Genomic DNA, 16,747 nt, shown 5'->3' with positions numbered 1-16,747 from the left:
ACGCTGCCGCACGCAGCGTTCGACGCCGGGGGACCGCATTCGCCGGTTCCGTTGACTATCGATAGATGGACCTAAGACATGATGCTAGACGTCGAGCGTCTCGATGAGACGTGCATAAAAAAACTGGCCAGCGAAGAAGTCCTCGCCATCCGCGTCAAAAGCTTTCTGGCCGAGCCGCTGGCGATCGAGATTGGCAACAAGATCCTTGCTCCGGGATTCGAAGGCTACATCAACGCGCCGAGCATCGGTCGCATCGGCATGGCATTTTACGAGGCGGAGAATCAGCCGCTGCTGATCGAGGATTACTTCGAGCGCGCGGCCAGCAATATCGCTGAATTGCGCAATCGCTGCGCACCCTACTCCTCACCGATCGACACCTTGCGCTGCATGCTCGACGAATCCTGGCCGGCCGGTGCGCACCTGGAAAACCTCTACGGCCGCAAGATGTATGTCGGTTTGTCGCGAGTGGTGAAGCCGGGCGTGTGCTTTCTCGCCCACCACGACATCTTCGCCAAGGACGCCCCGGACAGTTTTCAGGCGCGCAGTCTGGAAGCGCAGTTCGCCTGCAACGTCTACCTGAACATGCCCACCGAAGGCGGTGCGTTGCAGATGTGGGACGACCACATCACCCCTGACCAATTCGACGAAATGCGTGGCGACAGTTACGGCATCGACCCCGCCCTGCTCGGCCAACCTGCCCTCGAGGTCCGGCCGCAACCGGGCGATTTCATCATGTTCAATTCGCGCCGCATGCACTCGGTCACCCCGGGCGTGGCTGATCCGCGCTTGAGCCTGTCGTTCTTTGTCGGTTATCGCGGCAATGCATCACCCCTGACTTACTGGAGCTGAAATGTATTCGAATTATCTGGGCGAATTTCTTGCGCTGGCGACCATCCACTTTCTGGCCGTGGTAGCGCCCGGCCCCGACTTTGCCGTGACCATTCGGCAAAGTGTGCGCTTCGGCCGGCTGGTGGGTATTTGCACGGCGCTGGGCATCGGCGCGGGGATTTCCGTGCATGTGCTTTATACCCTGCTCGGTGTCGGCGCCTTGATGCACACCACGCCGTGGTTGCTGACCGTCGCCAAGGTGATCGGCGGTGCCTACATCCTGTATCTCGGTATCAGCCTGCTGCGCAGCAAACCGAAATCGGCCGTCGAAGGTGAAAAACCCAGCGACGAACCGATGGTCGAACAGACCTTGTTCAAAGCCTTTACTACCGGTTTTCTGACCAACGCCACCAATCCGAAAGCCACGCTGTTTTTTCTGGCGATCTTCACCACGATCATCAGTGCCAGCACGCCGCTGCGAATTCAGGCGCTCTATGGATTGTGGATGTGCGTTGTCAATGCATCGTGGTTCGTGCTGGTTGCGCTGTTCTTCTCAAGCAATCGAGTGAGATTGCTGTTCATGCGCATGGGGCACTGGTTCGAACGCACCATGGGCGTGGTACTGATTCTGTTCGCCGGTCGATTGATGTTGTCCTGGTAAAGGGACACAACGCACAAAGGCCCGCCGAAATTGCTTCAGCAGGCCTTTTTGAGGATTTACATGAACGGCAGGTACAAATGCCGCGCAAACAAAAACGCCGATCATTGCTGATCGGCGTTTTTGTGAATATGGAGCGGGAAACGAGACTCGAACTCGCGACCCCGACCTTGGCAAGGTCGTGCTCTACCAACTGAGCTATTCCCGCAATGGCGTCCCCTAGGGGACTCGAACCCCTGTTACCGCCGTGAAAGGGCGGTGTCCTAGGCCACTAGACGAAGGGGACGCAGGCTACAACTTTCACTAATAAAAACGCCGCTCACTGAGCGGCGTTTCTAGAATTTGGAGCGGGAAACGAGACTCGAACTCGCGACCCCGACCTTGGCAAGGTCGTGCTCTACCAACTGAGCTATTCCCGCAAATGGCGTCCCCTAGGGGACTCGAACCCCTGTTACCGCCGTGAAAGGGCGGTGTCCTAGGCCACTAGACGAAGGGGACACGCTACCCGGAACACATGGTGTGTGTTTCGGTGTCCAGATCCACGTCAAAAGACTTGGCTCTGGTTTCACTCAGCACCGCCCGAAAGCACTGCCGTTTAAAACTGGAGCGGGAAACGAGACTCGAACTCGCGACCCCGACCTTGGCAAGGTCGTGCTCTACCAACTGAGCTATTCCCGCATTGGCGTCCCCTAGGGGACTCGAACCCCTGTTACCGCCGTGAAAGGGCGGTGTCCTAGGCCACTAGACGAAGGGGACACACTACAACATTCACTCCCTGCCGCGCTTCGCTGTGTGCTTTACGCTGCAAGTGGCGCGCATTCTATGGATGGATTGAGGGGTCGTCAACCCCCAGATATAAATTTATTGAAATCAATGACTTCGCCCTGCTTTAGGGCAGCAGGCGGGCTTTTCCGTCGTCCGATGTTTGACGCCTATATTCTGCCACCCGCCAAGACGTTATAGTCCGCACAGTGATGGCAATCTGTACATCAAGGGCCAGCATTCATATAAACAATGTGCGGCCGATACAGATTGAACTGCCGAACCGAATCGTCGAGTGGCGCTAGGCGGCCCTATGCCCAGCCACTACACTCATGCGAACCCTATAAAGAGGTCTTACCGGTGACACCACTCATGATCACCCTGCTTGTCATAGCCGGGATCGCAATTCTGATCGCCATTGGCTACATGAACCATGTGGTGGAAAACAACAAACTGGAGAAGGCCCGCACCAAGGTCGAACTCAACGACCGCCTGCGCCGCTGCGGCGAATTGACCGAGACCTTCCCCGGCCAGTTCATGAGCCCGGCACTCAAGCTGCTATTGACCCGCCTGGAACTGAACGTCTGCCAGCGCCTGCTGAACCTGGAAAAAACCAGCGCCACCACCAAAGCGCGCATCACCGAGCTGAGCGCCCTGGTGGCCCAAGGCGAATCGATCCCGGTCAACAACCCACCATCGCCGATCCTCACCGAAGCCAAGGCCAAAGACGTACGCTTCCTCCTCGAAGCCCTCCACGGCCAGATCACCCGCGCCGCCCACGACGGCTTCCTGCCACCGAACGAAGCCAAACACTGGGTTCGCGAAGTGCGCCATATCCTCGTCCTGCTGCACATCGAATTCTTCAACAACCTCGGCCAGCAATCCCTGCAACAAAACCAGCCCGGCCAGGCCCGCCTCGCCTTCGAACGCGGCGTGCAATACCTGCGCAAGCAGCAAGACCCGCAGATCTACGCCGAACAACTGCAATACCTGGAGAAACTCCTGGCCCGCGCCAACGCTCAAGTCATGGACAAGATCGCACCGGTCGAAGGCGAAGAGAACCAACTGACCGCCGGCCTCAAAGACGTCGAGGCTGATGCGGACTGGAAGAAGAAAGTCATTTACGACTGATTTCAGTAATTTGAAGAGAAGCCACCGAGAGGTGGCTTTTTTGTGCGATCACGGCAGAGAGCCTGACAAAATTTCGCTGAAGGTGAGACCGCTTTTGCGAGCGGGCTCACGCAAACGCGTCGCTGCTCATCACTCCTACGATGAGCGGTAGCTCGAGTGCTTTTGATCTTGCCTTAATGCTGGAAATCAGTCTGAAAAATCGAAAGCCCCTCACCCTAGCCCTCTCCCGGAGGGAGAGGGGACTGACCGGGGTGGATGCGAGAGCTGCGCCAACCTGAAATACCGAGTCGTACACGATTTCAAAGCCAACACAGATCAGCTCCCTCTCCAGGGGGAGAGGGCTGGGGTGAGGGGCGAATCCACCGCAAATCTCAAGCCAAGCGCCGCTTCTAACCACTCAACAATGAGCGCAAGCTCGAGTGCTCTTGATCTTGATCTTGCCTAACCAGCGACATCGGAAGGCTGAGCGGAGGGATCGATCCGGGCGTGGGAGCGCAGCGACCGTCTGGCGCAGCCAGACACAGCGGAAGTAGGTGCAGCGAAGCAAACCGTAGCCGCTGCGCCCGGATCGGTCCCGCAGCGAAGGGACCCGAGCCTGCGAGGGCCGAACGCAGGAGCAAGCCTTTTTGGGTACTTTTTCGGCGTCTGGAAAAAGTGCCTCGCCGTAAGGGCCATCCCTTTCAAGGTCTTCTGTAAAATCCCCTGAAATTCATTTAGGGATACCCGAACGATGTGGGCCGATGTTCTAGCGCGTTTCGAGAAAAAAGCACCTGCCAGTGTCATGGCCAAATTGGCGCTGGAGCAGGCTATTGCCCCTGAGTGGATCGATCAGGTTTTCGAAGAGCATCGGCAACGGCAGTACTCTCGCGAACTGCTGTTTTCGACCATTATCAAGCTGATGTCCCTAGTTTCATTGGGCTTGAAGCCATCCCTTCACGCCGCCGCGCGGCAGCTTGAAGATCTTCCTGTGAGCTTGGCGGCTCTTTACGACAAGATCAGTCGTACCGAGCCTGCTCTGTTGCGCGCGTTGGTTACGGGCTGTGCACAGCGCCTGACTCCAACCATCAGGGAGTTGGGCTGCACGGCGATGTTGCCGGGCTGGCAGATTCGGGTGGTGGATGGCAACCACTTGGCGTCCACTGAGAAGCGTCTAGGGGCTTTACGTAATGAACGCGGCGCCGCTCGCCCCGGTTTTTCGGTGGTTGCCTACGACCCCGATCTGGACCAGGTCATCGACCTTCAGGCGTGTGAGGATGCGTACGCAAGTGAGCGTGTTTGTGTGCTGCCTCTATTGGCCAATGCCGAGCCGGGCCAAGTCTGGCTGGCTGATCGGCTCTACTGCACGCTGCCGGTTATGGAGGCCTGTGAGCAGGTTCAAACCTCGTTTGTCATTCGTCAGCAAGCCAAACATCCACGCTTGATTCAAGAGGGTGAATGGCAAGAGCCGGTACCTGTGGAAACAGGCACTGTGCGAGAGCAGATCATCCAGGTCAGAGGCGGTTACCAATGCCGGCGTGTCGAGCTGACGCTTCATTCGCCAACGGACTCCGGTGACAGCAGTTTGATGTTCTGGAGCAACCTGCCTGAGAGCGTCAGTGCGCCACAGATCGCGGAACTGTATCGCCGCCGCTGGAGCATTGAAGGTATGTTCCAGCGACTGGAAGCGATTCTGGAAAGTGAGATTGAAACTCTTGGTAGCCCAAAGGCTGCCTTGCTCGGGTTCGCTACGGCGGTACTGGCCTATAACGTTCTGGCCGTCCTCAAACGAAGCGTTGAGCAAGCTCATCGCGATACCCAGCCTAAAGGATGGGAGGCCTCTATCTATCACTTGGCGGTTCAAGTCAGGAGTGGGTATGAGGGAATGCAAATTGCGTTGCCCGCGGAACATCTTCCCGTTATCCCGCTAGAAAAACTGGCCCAGCGCTTATTGGAACTGGCCAGAAATATCCAGCCCAAACAAGTCGCGAAAAGCCCTCGCGGTCCCAAAGTGCCCAAGCCTAAAACATGGGTCCAGGGCACCGCAGTACATGCGCATGTTTCAACGGACCGGTTAATCAAGGCTAAAAAAACGAAAAGACCTTGAAAGGGATGGCCGTAAGGGCGAAACCGCCAGCCACATCACCCAAAAAACGGATATTCACCCAAAAACCCCAAAGCCTGGTCGACCCAGAGGCCGCCAAGGCTCAATCAAAGCCGAAAATGCCCAACCATGGACCGCAACTCCCCCCCCAACTGCGCCAGCTCAACACTCGAAGCCGCATTCCCGCGCATCGCAATCGACGACTGATCGGCACTGGCACGAATACTCGTCACACTGCGATTGATCTCCTCCGCCACCGAACTCTGCTCCTCGGCCGCCGCAGCAATCTGCTGATTCATCTGTTGAATCAACGACACCGCCACCGCAATACTCCCCAGCGCACTCTCGGTCTGCAACGCATCACTGACCGCCAGCTTCACCAGTTCGCCGCTGCTCTGAATCTGCTGCACCGACGACTGCGCCGCCGAGCGCAACGCACTGACCAGCCGCTCAATCTCCTCAGTCGATTGCTGCGTACGCCGCGCCAATGCACGCACTTCATCGGCCACCACCGCGAAGCCCCTGCCCTGCTCCCCGGCCCGCGCCGCCTCGATCGCGGCATTCAATGCCAATAGATTGGTCTGCTCGGCGACGCTCTTGATCACCTCCAGCACCGTGCCGATATTCTGAATTTCAGCACTGAGACTTTCGATACTCGAACTGGCGGAAGTGGCCGAATCAGCCAACTGCTCGATCCGCGCCATGCTCTGGCGCACCACCTGCTGGCCACTCTCGACCTTGTCATCGGCAGTCTGCGCGGCCAGTGCCGCTTCCTCGGCATTGCGTGCCACGTCATGCACCGTGGCGGTCATCTGGTTCATCGCCGTGGCGACCTGCTCGGTCTCTTCCTTCTGGCTACTTACCTCGAGGTTGGTCTGCTCGGTGACCGCCGACAACGATTGCGCCGAACTGGCGAGTTGTTCGATACCCGCCTGCAAACCACTGACGATCGTGCTCAGCCCTGCGCCCATCTGCTGCATCGCGAGCATCAACTGGCCGATCTCGTCGCGTCGGGTCACTTGCACGCTGGCAGTCAAGTCGCCGGCAGCAATTTGCTGCGCCACCTCAATCACGCTGCGCAACGGCGCGACGATCAGCCGGGTAATGAACCATGCAGCAAGCACACCGACCAGCAACGCCAGGGCCGAGGAGCCAATGATCAGCAGCGAATTTTTCTTCAGCTCAGCCTGCATCGCGGCATCCTCGGCGACGTAGGCCTGATTCACCCGCTCGACCACCTGATCAGCACGCTGATGCAGTTGCCCGTAGACGGTTTTTTCCTGGTCGAGCAAACCAGTGTATTCAGCGAGCTTGTCGTTGAAACCGGCGATATGCCCGGACACTTCGTTGAGAACGGTGAGATAGCCCTCGTCCTTGACCTTGGTTTTCAGTTCTTCGGCCTGCGTCTGTGCTTGCGCCGCCTGTTCGATGTTGCCCTTGCCGGCGCTGTCGGCGTCGCCCTTGCGACTTTGATCGAGACGAACCCGGGCCTCATTCATCGCCTGCAGCATCAGACGCGATACCTGGCTGACCTGACTGGCCTGTTCGATGAACTGGGCACCGTCCTTGCCCTCGGTGTCCTTCAAGGTATACGCGCCGTCGTCGGCCAGCCCGGCCTGCAGCACATCAAGGTTGTTGGCCACGCTGGATACAGACCAACTGGCCATTTCCAGCGCAAGGTCCTTGGCCTGGCTCAGCGATACGAACTCATCGAACGCCTTGCGATAGGCGCCCAACGACTGCTCGACATCGTTCATCACTAGCACATTAGCCGGCGTGCGCGCCTTGAGCTCGTTAGCCAGGGCAAGCAGACCGTCCACGCCTTCGCGCAGGGCATCGGCCGTCTTCGGGTTGCCGTGCAAGGCATAATCCTGTTCGAGCAGGCGAACCTTGAGCAGACTGCTATTGAGCGAGGACATCTGTTTCAAGCCGTCGAAGCGCAGGCTGATGGTCTGCAGGGACCAGACGCCAATCGCCGCCACCAGTGCGGTCAAAAGCAAGACCAGCACAAACCCGATCCCCAGTTTCTTCGCCATACCGAGGTTGGCGAAACGTCCTTGCATGGCCGAAATCATTGCGCGAGTCCCCTGCCATTTTCAGTAAAGCGAAGAGTCGCAACGGCCAACAACCAGCACAAGTCTCTGTCGCCGCAATAATGGCAAAAAGCTACAGCCGCGTCGTTTTCAGAACACTGGAGGTCGATCCGAACGGGTGTTGCGGAAAAACTGCCGAGCCCGTGGGTCGCAGGCATACGCTACGTTGATGCGATGCCAGTCTCCCGCTTCGCCACTGGGACTGAACGCATCCGCATCCGCCAGCATCACCCCACAGCGCTGGGCCTGGCCGCGAACCGAGCCCTGATCGGCCATCCGCGCACGCGTCCAGATGAACAACCCGCCCGCCGGTCGGCCGAACACCTCCCAGTCGGCGTCTTCCAGCGCCTGCAAAGCCGCGGCGCGATCAGCGTTCAAGCGCTGCCGCTGGCGCTGTACCAGCTTGCGGTAAGCACCACTGGCCAACAGCGTTGCCAGCACCGCCTCGGAAAACCGCGATACCCCAAGTCCACTGACCATTTTGACCTGGGCCAGGCGCCTGACCAGCTCACTGTCTGCGAGGACAAACCCGACCCGCAAGGAACTGCTCAGCGTCTTGGAAAAACTGCCCACATAAATGACTCGATTATCATCGTCCAGCGCAGCCAGGCGCGTACCGTGACCGGTGTGCAAGTCCGCGTAGACATCGTCCTCGATCAAGCGCAGATCATGAATCCTGCTCAGTTGCAGAATACGTTGCGCCACGCCCGGCGACAGGCAACTGCCGGTAGGATTGTGGTGATGACTGTTGATGAACATCGCCGCCGGCCGGAACTGCTGCAGCAAAGCTTCCAGCGCATCGACATCCGGCCCGTGCGGCGTACGACGCACCTCCAGCATACGCACGCCATGCAGGCGCAGCAGATCAAATAAAGGCGCATACCCCGGCGTCTCAACCACCACACAGTCGCCGGCCTTGAATAACGTGCGCACGATCAGATCCAGAGCATGACTGGCGCCGCCGGTACTCAACAACTGCGCACTGCCAGCGTCGATATCCAGCCGCTTCAAGCGCCTGACAATCTGCTCACGCAACGCCGGCAGCCCCAGCGGCGTGCTGTAATTGAACAGACTGGCCATGTCCGTACGCGCCACCTCACGCAGCGCGTAACCGAGATCGTCCGGCTCACGCCAGCTCTGTGGCAAACCACCGCAACCCAACTTCAAGCCACCGCCGACATCGCAAACCGAATCGCACCCGCCATAGCGCCCGCCAAACAAGTCAGGATCAGTATCGACACCACGCATCAACGGCGAAGCAGCAACCACGAACCCGGTCCCCTGGGATGTGCTCAGAACACCCTGCGACACCAACCGCTCACATGCCTCGACAACACACGAATGACTCAGCAGATTGCCCCGGGCAATCTGCCGGGCAGAGGGCAAACGAGTGGTGGGTGGTACACCACTTTGCAGAATCCAATCCGTCAGCCCATCAACAATCTGCTGCACGACCGGCACCATTGCCTGTCGATCAATTCTCAATTCCATGAGCAAGCAAACTCCTGTCCGTTTTGCTGACCGCAGTAAATCACAGCCACGCCGCACAGCCTGTGCGACAACGCCGCCAAAAGCGACCGATCTAACGGCTTGATACACATTGTTTAAAGGGATACACGGAATTGAGCGGGCATCAACGAAAAGCCAAAAATCAAAAGCCCCTCACCCTAGCCCTCTCCCCGAGGGAGAGGGAACTGACCGTGGGGGGATGTGAGAGATGCACCGACGTGCGATACCGAGTCATACTCAGGTTTTGAACGTCCCACAACTCGGCCCCCCCTACCTCGGGAGAGGGGTGGGGTGAGGGGCGAATCCACCGCAAATCCCAAGCCATGCGTCGCTTCACACCACTCAACAATAAGCGCCAGCTCGAGTGCTTTTGTGCTCTTCACCACTCAACAATGAGCGTTAGCTCGAGTGCTTTTGATTTTGCGTCACCAGCGACATCGGAAGGCTGAGTGGAGGGATCGATCCGGGCGTGGGAGCGCAGCGACCGTCTGGCGCAGCCAGACACAGCGGAAGGAGGTGCAGCGCAGCAAACCGTAGCCGCTGCGCCGGGATCGATCCCGGAGCGAAGGGACCCGAGCTTGCGAGGGCCGGACGCAGGAGCAAAGCCTTTTGGTTCCTTTTTGGCGTCTGAAAAAGGGACTCGCCGTAAGGGCGAAACCGCCAGCCGCACCACCCGAAGCAACGGATATTCACCCAAACCCCAAGAGCAAGGCCGGCCCATAAGCCGCCACGCCCACAAAAAAATCAGAACGCCGTAACCCCCCCATCCACGGCCAACGAATGCCCCGTCGTAAACGCCGCCCCATCACTGCACAAATACAACACCGCGCTGGCAATCTCCCCGACCGTGCCAATGCGCCCGACCGGATGCATGGCATTGGCAAACTCGCCCTTCTTCGGATCCGCCTCGTAAGCACGACGGAACATATCGGTATCGATCACCGCCGGACACACCGCATTGACGCGGATTTTCTTCTTCGCATATTCGATCGCCGCCGACTTGGTCAGCCCGATCACCGCATGCTTGGAGGCCGCATAAATACTCATCTTCGGCGCCGCCCCCAACCCCGCCACCGACGCCGTATTGACGATCGCCCCGCCGCCCTGCGCCAGCAGCAACGGCAACTGATACTTCATGCACAGCCAGACGCCTTTGACGTTGACCCCCATGATCGCATCGAACTCATCCATCGAACCGTCAGCCAGTTTGCCCTTCTCGATCTCGATGCCAGCGTTGTTGAAGGCGTAATCGAGACGGCCGTAGGTATTGATGACTTCGTCCATCAGATTTTTCACGTCGCTCTCGACGGTGACGTCGCAACGCACGAAGGACGCTTCGCCACCGGCGGTACGAATCAGCGCCACCGTGCCCTCACCGCCTGCCGCATCGAAGTCGGCGACCACCACTTTCAGGCCTTCGGCAGCAAACGCCTGAGCGGTCGCTCGGCCGATGCCGTTGGCCGCTCCGGTAACGACAACGACTTGACCGGAAAACGTCATGCTCATGCGGGTGTCCTCGAACGCTGGATATGCCGAAACGGCTGGAATGTGCTGAGTGGCAGCATAGCCATCGTGCTCGGCTGCACGTCAGCACTATCCACACAGCGGTTATGCCCCCATGAACCGCAGTGATTAATCCATGATCTGAACTATCACCGTACTGGATCGAAGTGCATTCGCCGCGTCAGCCAACCTTGCGCCATCGCCGCCGAGCGTCTATCAACAAGGCTTCATTCCGTTCGAGTGCCTGCCATGACCAACCAGACCAATCGCCAGTTCCTGCTCGCCAAACGCCCGGTGGGTGCGGCCAGCCGCGAGACCTTTACCTATCAGGAAGTGCCGGTCGGCGAACCGGCTGAGGGGCAGATTCTGGTGAAGAACGAATACCTGTCCCTGGACCCGGCCATGCGCGGTTGGATGAACGAGGGCAAGTCCTACATCCCGCCGGTCGGTATCGGTGAGGTGATGCGCGCGCTGGGCGTAGGAAAAGTCATGGCTTCGAACAACCCAGGCTTTGCCGTTGGCGACTACGTCAACGGCGCCATCGGCGTGCAGGATTATTTCCTCGGCGAGCCAAAAGGTTTCTACAAGGTCGATCCGAAACTGGCCCCGCTGCCGGTGTATCTGTCCGCGCTGGGCATGACTGGCATGACCGCCTACTTCGCCCTGCTCGATGTCGGCGCGCCAAAGGCTGGCGACACCGTTGTGTTGTCCGGTGCGGCCGGCGCGGTGGGCAGCGTTGCCGGGCAGATTGCCAAGCTCAAGGGTTGCCGGGTGGTTGGCATTGCCGGTGGCGCCGACAAGTGCAAGTTCCTCATTGATGAGCTGGGCTTTGACGGTGCCATCGATTACAAGAGCGAAGACGTTATTGCCGGTCTTAAACGCGAATGCCCGAAGGGCGTCGACGTGTATTTCGACAACGTCGGCGGTGACATCCTCGATGCGGTGCTGAGCCGCTTGAACATGAAGGCGCGCGTGGTGATCTGCGGCGCGATCAGCCAGTACAACAACAAAGAAGCGGTCAAAGGCCCGGCCAATTATCTGTCGCTGCTGGTCAATCGCGCGCGGATGGAAGGCTTCGTGGTGATGGACTACGCCGCGCAATACGCCAGTGCCGCGCAAGAAATGGCCGGGTGGATGGCCAAGGGGCAACTGAAGAGCAAGGAAGATATCGTTGAAGGCCTGGAGACGTTCCCGGAGACCTTGATGAAATTGTTCAACGGCGGGAATTTCGGCAAGTTGGTATTGAAAGTCTAACGCACCCCAAAAACAACTGTAGGAGTGAGCCTGCTCGCGATAGCGGTCTGACAGTTACGTTTATTGTGACTGACACACCGCTATCGCGAGCAGGCTCACTCCTACAAGGGGATACGTGAGTTTAGGCGATCTCGGAGACAACCGAAGCCAGCGCCTGTGCCGGATCGGCCGCCTGGCTGATCGGACGGCCAATCACCAGATAATCGGAACCGGCATCCAGCGCCTGACGCGGGGTCAGAATGCGCCGCTGGTCGTCCTGCGCACTGCCGGCCGGACGGATCCCCGGAGTCACCAGTTGCAACGACGGATGCGCGGTTTTCAGCGCGGTGGCTTCCAGTGCCGAGCAGACCAGGCCGTCCATCCCGGCCTTGTCGGCCAAAGCAGCCAGACGCAGCACCTGCTCCTGCGGCTCGATGTCCAGACCGATGCCGGCCAGGTCCTCACGCTCCATGCTGGTCAGCACAGTCACGCCGATCAGCAACGGCTGCGGGCCGCTGCGCTTGTCCAGCTCTTCACGACAGGCCGCCATCATGCGCAGGCCACCGGAACAATGCACGTTGACCATCCACACACCCATCTCGGCGGCAGCTTTCACGGCCATCGCGGTGGTGTTGGGAATGTCGTGAAATTTCAAATCGAGGAACACTTCGAAACCCTTGTCTCGCAGGGTGCCGACGATTTCCGCGGCGCAACTGGTGAACAGTTCCTTGCCCACTTTGACCCGGCACAGTTTCGGGTCCAACTGGTCGGCCAGCTTCAGTGCGGCGTCACGGGTAGGGAAATCCAGGGCGACGATGATAGGAGTCTGGCAGGCGGACATGAATGGGCTCTCAGGCAGGTCGAAATCGGCGCGCATTGTAGCGGAACCGGCGGCGGCGCGGCACCCGATGATCGGTAAATCGTCGCGCCGGCGCTGATCAGCATAGCGCTCGCTGCTATTGTGTCGACTTCGATACACAGCCGACATGCCGCCAACATGCAACCGCATTAGCCTCGCAGCCGCAACACGTCCTTACAACAGCACTTCCCGCCTCACGGCCGGACGCCTATGCTGAAAACCACCACCTCGCAGCCCATCTTTCGTGGTTGGCGGCCCACTGGCAGACGAACAGCCCCATGCACAACACCCAAACGCCCCCGACGGATGAGCCCAAAGACGACAAGCGCTGGAGCATTCGCGCACTGATCGTTGACGATGACGTGCCGATCCGCGAGCTGATGATCGATTACCTCGCCCGCTTCAACATCCACGCCAGCGGTGTCACCGACGGTGCAGCCATGCGCCAGGCGATGCAGGCCGAACATTTCGATGTCGTGGTACTGGACCTGATGCTGCCCGGTGAAGACGGCTTGTCGCTGTGCCGCTGGCTACGCGCCGAATCGGACATTCCGATCCTGATGCTCACCGCCCGCTGCGAACCGACCGACCGCATCATCGGCCTCGAACTCGGCGCCGACGATTACATGGCCAAACCGTTCGAGCCGCGCGAACTGGTGGCGCGCATCCAGACAATTCTGCGCCGCGTGCGCGACGACCGCAGCGAACAGCGGGCCAATATCCGTTTCGACAACTGGCGCCTGAACAGCGTCATGCGCCAGTTGATTGCCGACAATGGCCTGGTGGTGCCGCTGTCCAACGCTGAGTTCCGCCTGCTCTGGGTATTTATCGAACGTCCGCGCCGGGTGCTCAGCCGCGAGCAATTGCTCGACGCCGCCCGCGGTCGCTCGATCGAAGCGTTCGACCGCAGTATCGATTTGCTGGTGTCGCGCCTGCGGCAAAAACTCGGCGACGACCCGAAAGCGCCACATCTGATCAAAACCGTGCGCGGTGAGGGATATCTGTTCGACGCACGGGACATCGGCTGATGCGGGCGCGCTTCGACACGCTGTTCGGACGCCTGTTTGGCGTGCTGTTCGTGGCGATCGTCCTCGCGCACCTGCTGGCGTTCACCTGGTTCCGCCTGTACGGCCCTCCCCCGCCACCACCACCGCCGGAGTTTTCCCAAGGTGCCGAGGGACAACAGCCGCCGCCCGACCCGCGTTACCCGCACCGCCCACCGCGTCCATGGTTCGGTGGCCCGGTGGTGCCGCTGACCTTTCAGTTCATCACCTTGATGATCGCGGCATGGTACGGCGCCAAATTGCTCAGCCGCCCGATCCAGCGTCTGAGCGATGCCGCCGAACGCCTCAGCGAGGACCTCGACAGCCCGCCCCTCGACGAGTCCGGCCCACGCGAAGCGCGCCAAGCGGCCTCCACCTTCAACCTGATGCAACGGCGTATCCGCGAACAGGTCCAGCAACGCGCCCGCATGCTTGGCGCCGTGTCCCACGATTTGCGCACACCACTGTCACGACTGAAACTGCGCCTGGAAAACATCAGCGACGAAAAGCTTCAGGGCCAGATGCGTCAGGATCTGGATGACATGATCAGCATGCTCGACGCCACCCTCACCTACCTGCACGAACAGCGCACCAGCGAAGCCGTGCAACTGATGGACGTGCAGGCGCTGGTCGAATCGCTGTGCGAAAACGCCCAGGATCAGGGTGCCGACGCACAGGTCAGCGGCCATTGCGCCCCGCTGCCGGTACAGCCGATGGCGCTGCGTTCATGCCTCAACAACCTGCTCGACAACGCCCTGCGATATGCCGGAGAGGCGCGCATCGAACTGCACGATCAACGCGAACAACTGCTTATTCGCGTAATCGACCACGGCCCAGGGATCGCTGAAGACCAGCGTGAAGCGGTTTTTGAACCCTTTTACCGACTGGAAGGCTCGCGCAATCGCAACTCCGGCGGTGTCGGCCTGGGCATGACCATTGCGCGCGAAGCGGCACAGCGTCTGGGGGGACACTTGAAACTGGAAGAAACCCCGGGGGGCGGCCTGACTGCGGTGATTCGCCTGCCGCGGACCTGAAAACACCGCAGCCCTATAGGAGAAAACGCGTCGGTGGGCAAGTATCGGGATGCGGCGAATAGAGTTGAGCCGGCTGACGCGGTCAGTCAATGAAAAGCCCCTCACCCTAGCCCTCTCCCAGAGGGAGAGGGAACTGACCGAGGTGAATGTGAGAGATACGCTGAACCGGGATATCGAGTTGAATCCAGCACTTGAAAAGCACACCGATCGGCTCCCTCTCCCTCGGGAGAGGGCTGGGGTGAGGGGCAGCCACAACACAAATGCCAAGCCAAGCGCCGCTTCTAACCACTCAACAATGAGCGCCAGCTCGAGTGCTCTTGATCTTGCCTAACCAGCGACATCGGAAGGCTGAGCGCAGGGATTGATCCGGGCGTGGGAGCGCAGCGACCGTCTGGCGCAGCCAGACACAGCGGACGTAGGTGCAGCGAAGCAAACCGTAGCCGCTGCGCCCGGATCGATCCCGGAGCGAAGGGACCCGAGCCTGCGAGGGCCGAACGCAGGAGCAAGCCTTTTCGGTTACCTTTTCGGCGTCTGGAAAAGGTGACTCGCCGTAAGGGCCATCCCTTTCAAGGTCTTTTCGTTTTTTTAGCCTTGATTAACCGGTCCGTTGAAACATGCGCATGTACTGCGGTGCCCTGGACCCATGTTTTAGGCTTGGGCACTTTGGGACCGCGAGGGCTTTTCGCGACTTGTTTGGGCTGGATATTTCTGGCCAGTTCCAATAAGCGCTGGGCCAGTTTTTCTAGCGGGATAACGGGAAGATGTTCCGCGGGCAACGCAATTTGCATTCCCTCATATCCACTCCTGACTTGAACCGCCAAGTGATAGATAGAGGCCTCCCATCCTTTCGGCTGGGTATCGCGATGAGCTTGCTCAACACTTCGTTTGAGGACGGCCAGAACGTTATAGGCCAGTACCGCCGTAGCGAACCCGAGCAAGGCAGCCTTTGGGCTACCAAGAGTTTCAATCTCACTTTCCAGAATCGCTTCCAGTCGCTGGAACATGCCTTCAATGCTCCAGCGGCGGCGATAGAGTTCCGCGATCTGTGGTGCAGTGACGCTCTCAGGCAGGTTGCTCCAGAACATCAAACTGCTGTCACCGGAGTCCGTTGGCGAATGAAGCGTCAGCTCGACACGCCGGCATTGGTAACCGCCTCTGACCTGGATGATCTGCTCTCGCACAGTGCCTGTTTCCACAGGTACCGGCTCTTGCCATTCACCCTCTTGAATCAAGCGTGGATGTTTGGCTTGCTGACGAATGACAAACGAGGTTTGAACCTGCTCACAGGCCTCCATAACCGGCAGCGTGCAGTAGAGCCGATCAGCCAGCCAGACTTGGCCCGGCTCGGCATTGGCCAATAGAGGCAGCACACAAACACGCTCACTTGCGTACGCATCCTCACACGCCTGAAGGTCGATGACCTGGTCCAGATCGGGGTCGTAGGCAACCACCGAAAAACCGGGACGAGCAGCGCCGCGCTCATTACGTAAAGCCCCTAGACGCTTCTCAGTGGACGCCAAGTGGTTGCCATCCACCACCCGAATCTGCCAGCCCGGCAACATCGCCGTGCAGCCCAACTCCCTGATGGTTGGAGTCAGGCGCTGTGCACAGCCCGTAACCAACGCGCGCAACAGAGCAGGCTCGGTACGACTGATCTTGTCGTAAAGAGCCGCCAAGCTCACAGGAAGATCTTCAAGCTGCCGCGCGGCGGCGTGAAGGGATGGCTTCAAGCCCAATGAAACAAGGGACATCAGCTTGATAATGGTCGAAAACAGCAGTTCGCGAGAGTACTGCCGTTGCCGATGCTCTTCGAAAACCTGATCGATCCACTCAGGGGCAATAGCCTGCTCCAGCGCCAATTTGGCCATGACACTGGCAGGTGCTTTTTTCTCGAAACGCGCTAGAACATCGGCCCACATCGTTCGGGTATCCCTAAATGAATTTCAGGGGATTTTACAGAAGACCTTGAAAGGGATGGCCGTAAGGGCGAAACCCTAAGCAGCCGTTACCACAG

At 59.3% G+C, this 16,747-nt stretch carries 12 protein-coding genes, 6 tRNA genes and 1 pseudogene; 7 read left to right on the top strand and 12 right to left on the bottom strand.

Going from position 1 to position 16,747, the window contains the following annotated elements; translation table 11 throughout:
• Positions 1 to 78 precede the first annotated feature (78 nt).
• The gene (locus J3P93_RS07760) at positions 79 to 849 is read left to right on the top strand and encodes a 2OG-Fe(II) oxygenase (protein ID WP_434596325.1); all 771 of its coding nucleotides are present in this window, start codon (positions 79 to 81) and stop codon (positions 847 to 849) included.
• Between the two features lies 1 nt (position 850).
• Complete coding sequence (locus J3P93_RS07755; RefSeq protein ID WP_434596323.1) at positions 851 to 1,489, top strand: LysE family translocator; 639 nt, start codon at positions 851 to 853, stop codon at positions 1,487 to 1,489.
• Positions 1,490 to 1,618: 129 nt separating this feature from the next.
• Here the strand turns inward: J3P93_RS07755 and J3P93_RS07750 are convergent.
• The 6 genes from J3P93_RS07750 to J3P93_RS07725 form a co-directional block, all read right to left on the bottom strand.
• Positions 1,619 to 1,694 (bottom strand) — tRNA-Gly (locus J3P93_RS07750).
• A 2-nt stretch (positions 1,695 to 1,696) separates the two neighbouring features.
• Positions 1,697 to 1,772: transfer RNA gene (locus J3P93_RS07745), tRNA-Glu, on the bottom strand.
• Positions 1,773 to 1,829: 57 nt separating this feature from the next.
• Positions 1,830 to 1,905, bottom strand: a tRNA-Gly gene (locus J3P93_RS07740).
• Between the two features lie 3 nt (positions 1,906 to 1,908).
• A tRNA-Glu gene (locus J3P93_RS07735) sits at positions 1,909 to 1,984 on the bottom strand.
• A gap of 104 nt (positions 1,985 to 2,088) precedes the next feature.
• A tRNA-Gly gene (locus tag J3P93_RS07730) sits at positions 2,089 to 2,164 on the bottom strand.
• Between the two features lie 2 nt (positions 2,165 to 2,166).
• A tRNA-Glu gene (locus J3P93_RS07725) sits at positions 2,167 to 2,242 on the bottom strand.
• 378 nt (positions 2,243 to 2,620) lie between these two features.
• On the opposite strand from J3P93_RS07725, the gene J3P93_RS07720 reads away from it, so the two are divergent.
• Both J3P93_RS07720 and J3P93_RS07715 read left to right on the top strand, forming a co-directional pair.
• Positions 2,621 to 3,379, top strand: coding sequence for a hypothetical protein (locus tag J3P93_RS07720; protein ID WP_434596321.1), 759 nt, complete (start codon positions 2,621 to 2,623; stop codon positions 3,377 to 3,379).
• A 781-nt stretch (positions 3,380 to 4,160) separates the two neighbouring features.
• Positions 4,161 to 5,462: an IS4 family transposase gene (locus J3P93_RS07715; RefSeq protein ID WP_434598321.1), complete on the top strand. Its 1,302-nt coding sequence runs from the start codon at positions 4,161 to 4,163 to the stop codon at positions 5,460 to 5,462.
• Between the two features lie 104 nt (positions 5,463 to 5,566).
• Here J3P93_RS07715 and J3P93_RS07710 read toward each other — a convergent pair whose 3' ends face one another.
• The 4 genes and pseudogenes from J3P93_RS07710 to J3P93_RS07695 form a co-directional block, all read right to left on the bottom strand.
• The gene (locus J3P93_RS07710) at positions 5,567 to 6,271 is read right to left on the bottom strand and encodes a methyl-accepting chemotaxis protein (protein ID WP_434598319.1); all 705 of its coding nucleotides are present in this window, start codon (positions 6,269 to 6,271) and stop codon (positions 5,567 to 5,569) included.
• A 204-nt stretch (positions 6,272 to 6,475) separates the two neighbouring features.
• A pseudogene (locus tag J3P93_RS07705) lies at positions 6,476 to 6,652 on the bottom strand (HAMP domain-containing protein); the annotation flags it as partial.
• Between the two features lie 990 nt (positions 6,653 to 7,642).
• Entirely contained in the window at positions 7,643 to 9,043 is a 1,401-nt protein-coding gene (locus tag J3P93_RS07700) for a PLP-dependent aminotransferase family protein (RefSeq protein WP_434596319.1), read from the bottom strand.
• A gap of 762 nt (positions 9,044 to 9,805) precedes the next feature.
• Positions 9,806 to 10,567, bottom strand: a complete 762-nt coding sequence (locus J3P93_RS07695; protein WP_093099361.1) for an SDR family oxidoreductase — start codon at positions 10,565 to 10,567, stop codon at positions 9,806 to 9,808.
• A 246-nt stretch (positions 10,568 to 10,813) separates the two neighbouring features.
• Here J3P93_RS07695 and J3P93_RS07690 point away from each other — a divergent pair, with 246 nt between their 5' ends.
• Positions 10,814 to 11,818: an NADP-dependent oxidoreductase gene (locus J3P93_RS07690; RefSeq protein WP_434596316.1), complete on the top strand. Its 1,005-nt coding sequence runs from the start codon at positions 10,814 to 10,816 to the stop codon at positions 11,816 to 11,818.
• A 121-nt stretch (positions 11,819 to 11,939) separates the two neighbouring features.
• Here the strand turns inward: J3P93_RS07690 and pyrF are convergent, their stop codons facing one another.
• Positions 11,940 to 12,638 (bottom strand): orotidine-5'-phosphate decarboxylase, encoded by a 699-nt coding sequence (gene pyrF, locus J3P93_RS07685; protein WP_434596313.1) that lies wholly within the window; start codon positions 12,636 to 12,638, stop codon positions 11,940 to 11,942.
• A gap of 296 nt (positions 12,639 to 12,934) precedes the next feature.
• Here pyrF and J3P93_RS07680 point away from each other — a divergent pair, with 296 nt between their 5' ends.
• A complete protein-coding gene (locus tag J3P93_RS07680) occupies positions 12,935 to 13,684 on the top strand; it encodes a response regulator (protein WP_434596310.1) in 750 nt (249 codons plus the stop codon).
• Positions 13,684 to 14,733 (top strand): sensor histidine kinase, encoded by a 1,050-nt coding sequence (locus J3P93_RS07675; protein WP_434596308.1) that lies wholly within the window; start codon positions 13,684 to 13,686, stop codon positions 14,731 to 14,733. Before J3P93_RS07680 ends, J3P93_RS07675 begins: the two co-directional genes overlap by 1 nt.
• A gap of 566 nt (positions 14,734 to 15,299) precedes the next feature.
• Here the strand turns inward: J3P93_RS07675 and J3P93_RS07670 are convergent.
• A complete protein-coding gene (locus J3P93_RS07670) occupies positions 15,300 to 16,601 on the bottom strand; it encodes an IS4 family transposase (RefSeq protein ID WP_434598317.1) in 1,302 nt (433 codons plus the stop codon).
• Positions 16,602 to 16,747 lie beyond the last annotated feature (146 nt).

The organism is Pseudomonas sp. R3-57, from assembly GCF_051132065.1.
Lineage (GTDB): Bacteria > Pseudomonadota > Gammaproteobacteria > Pseudomonadales > Pseudomonadaceae > Aquipseudomonas.
The sequence above is the reverse complement of the archived record's forward strand: the minus strand, read 5'-3'. Positions and strand labels throughout refer to the sequence as shown.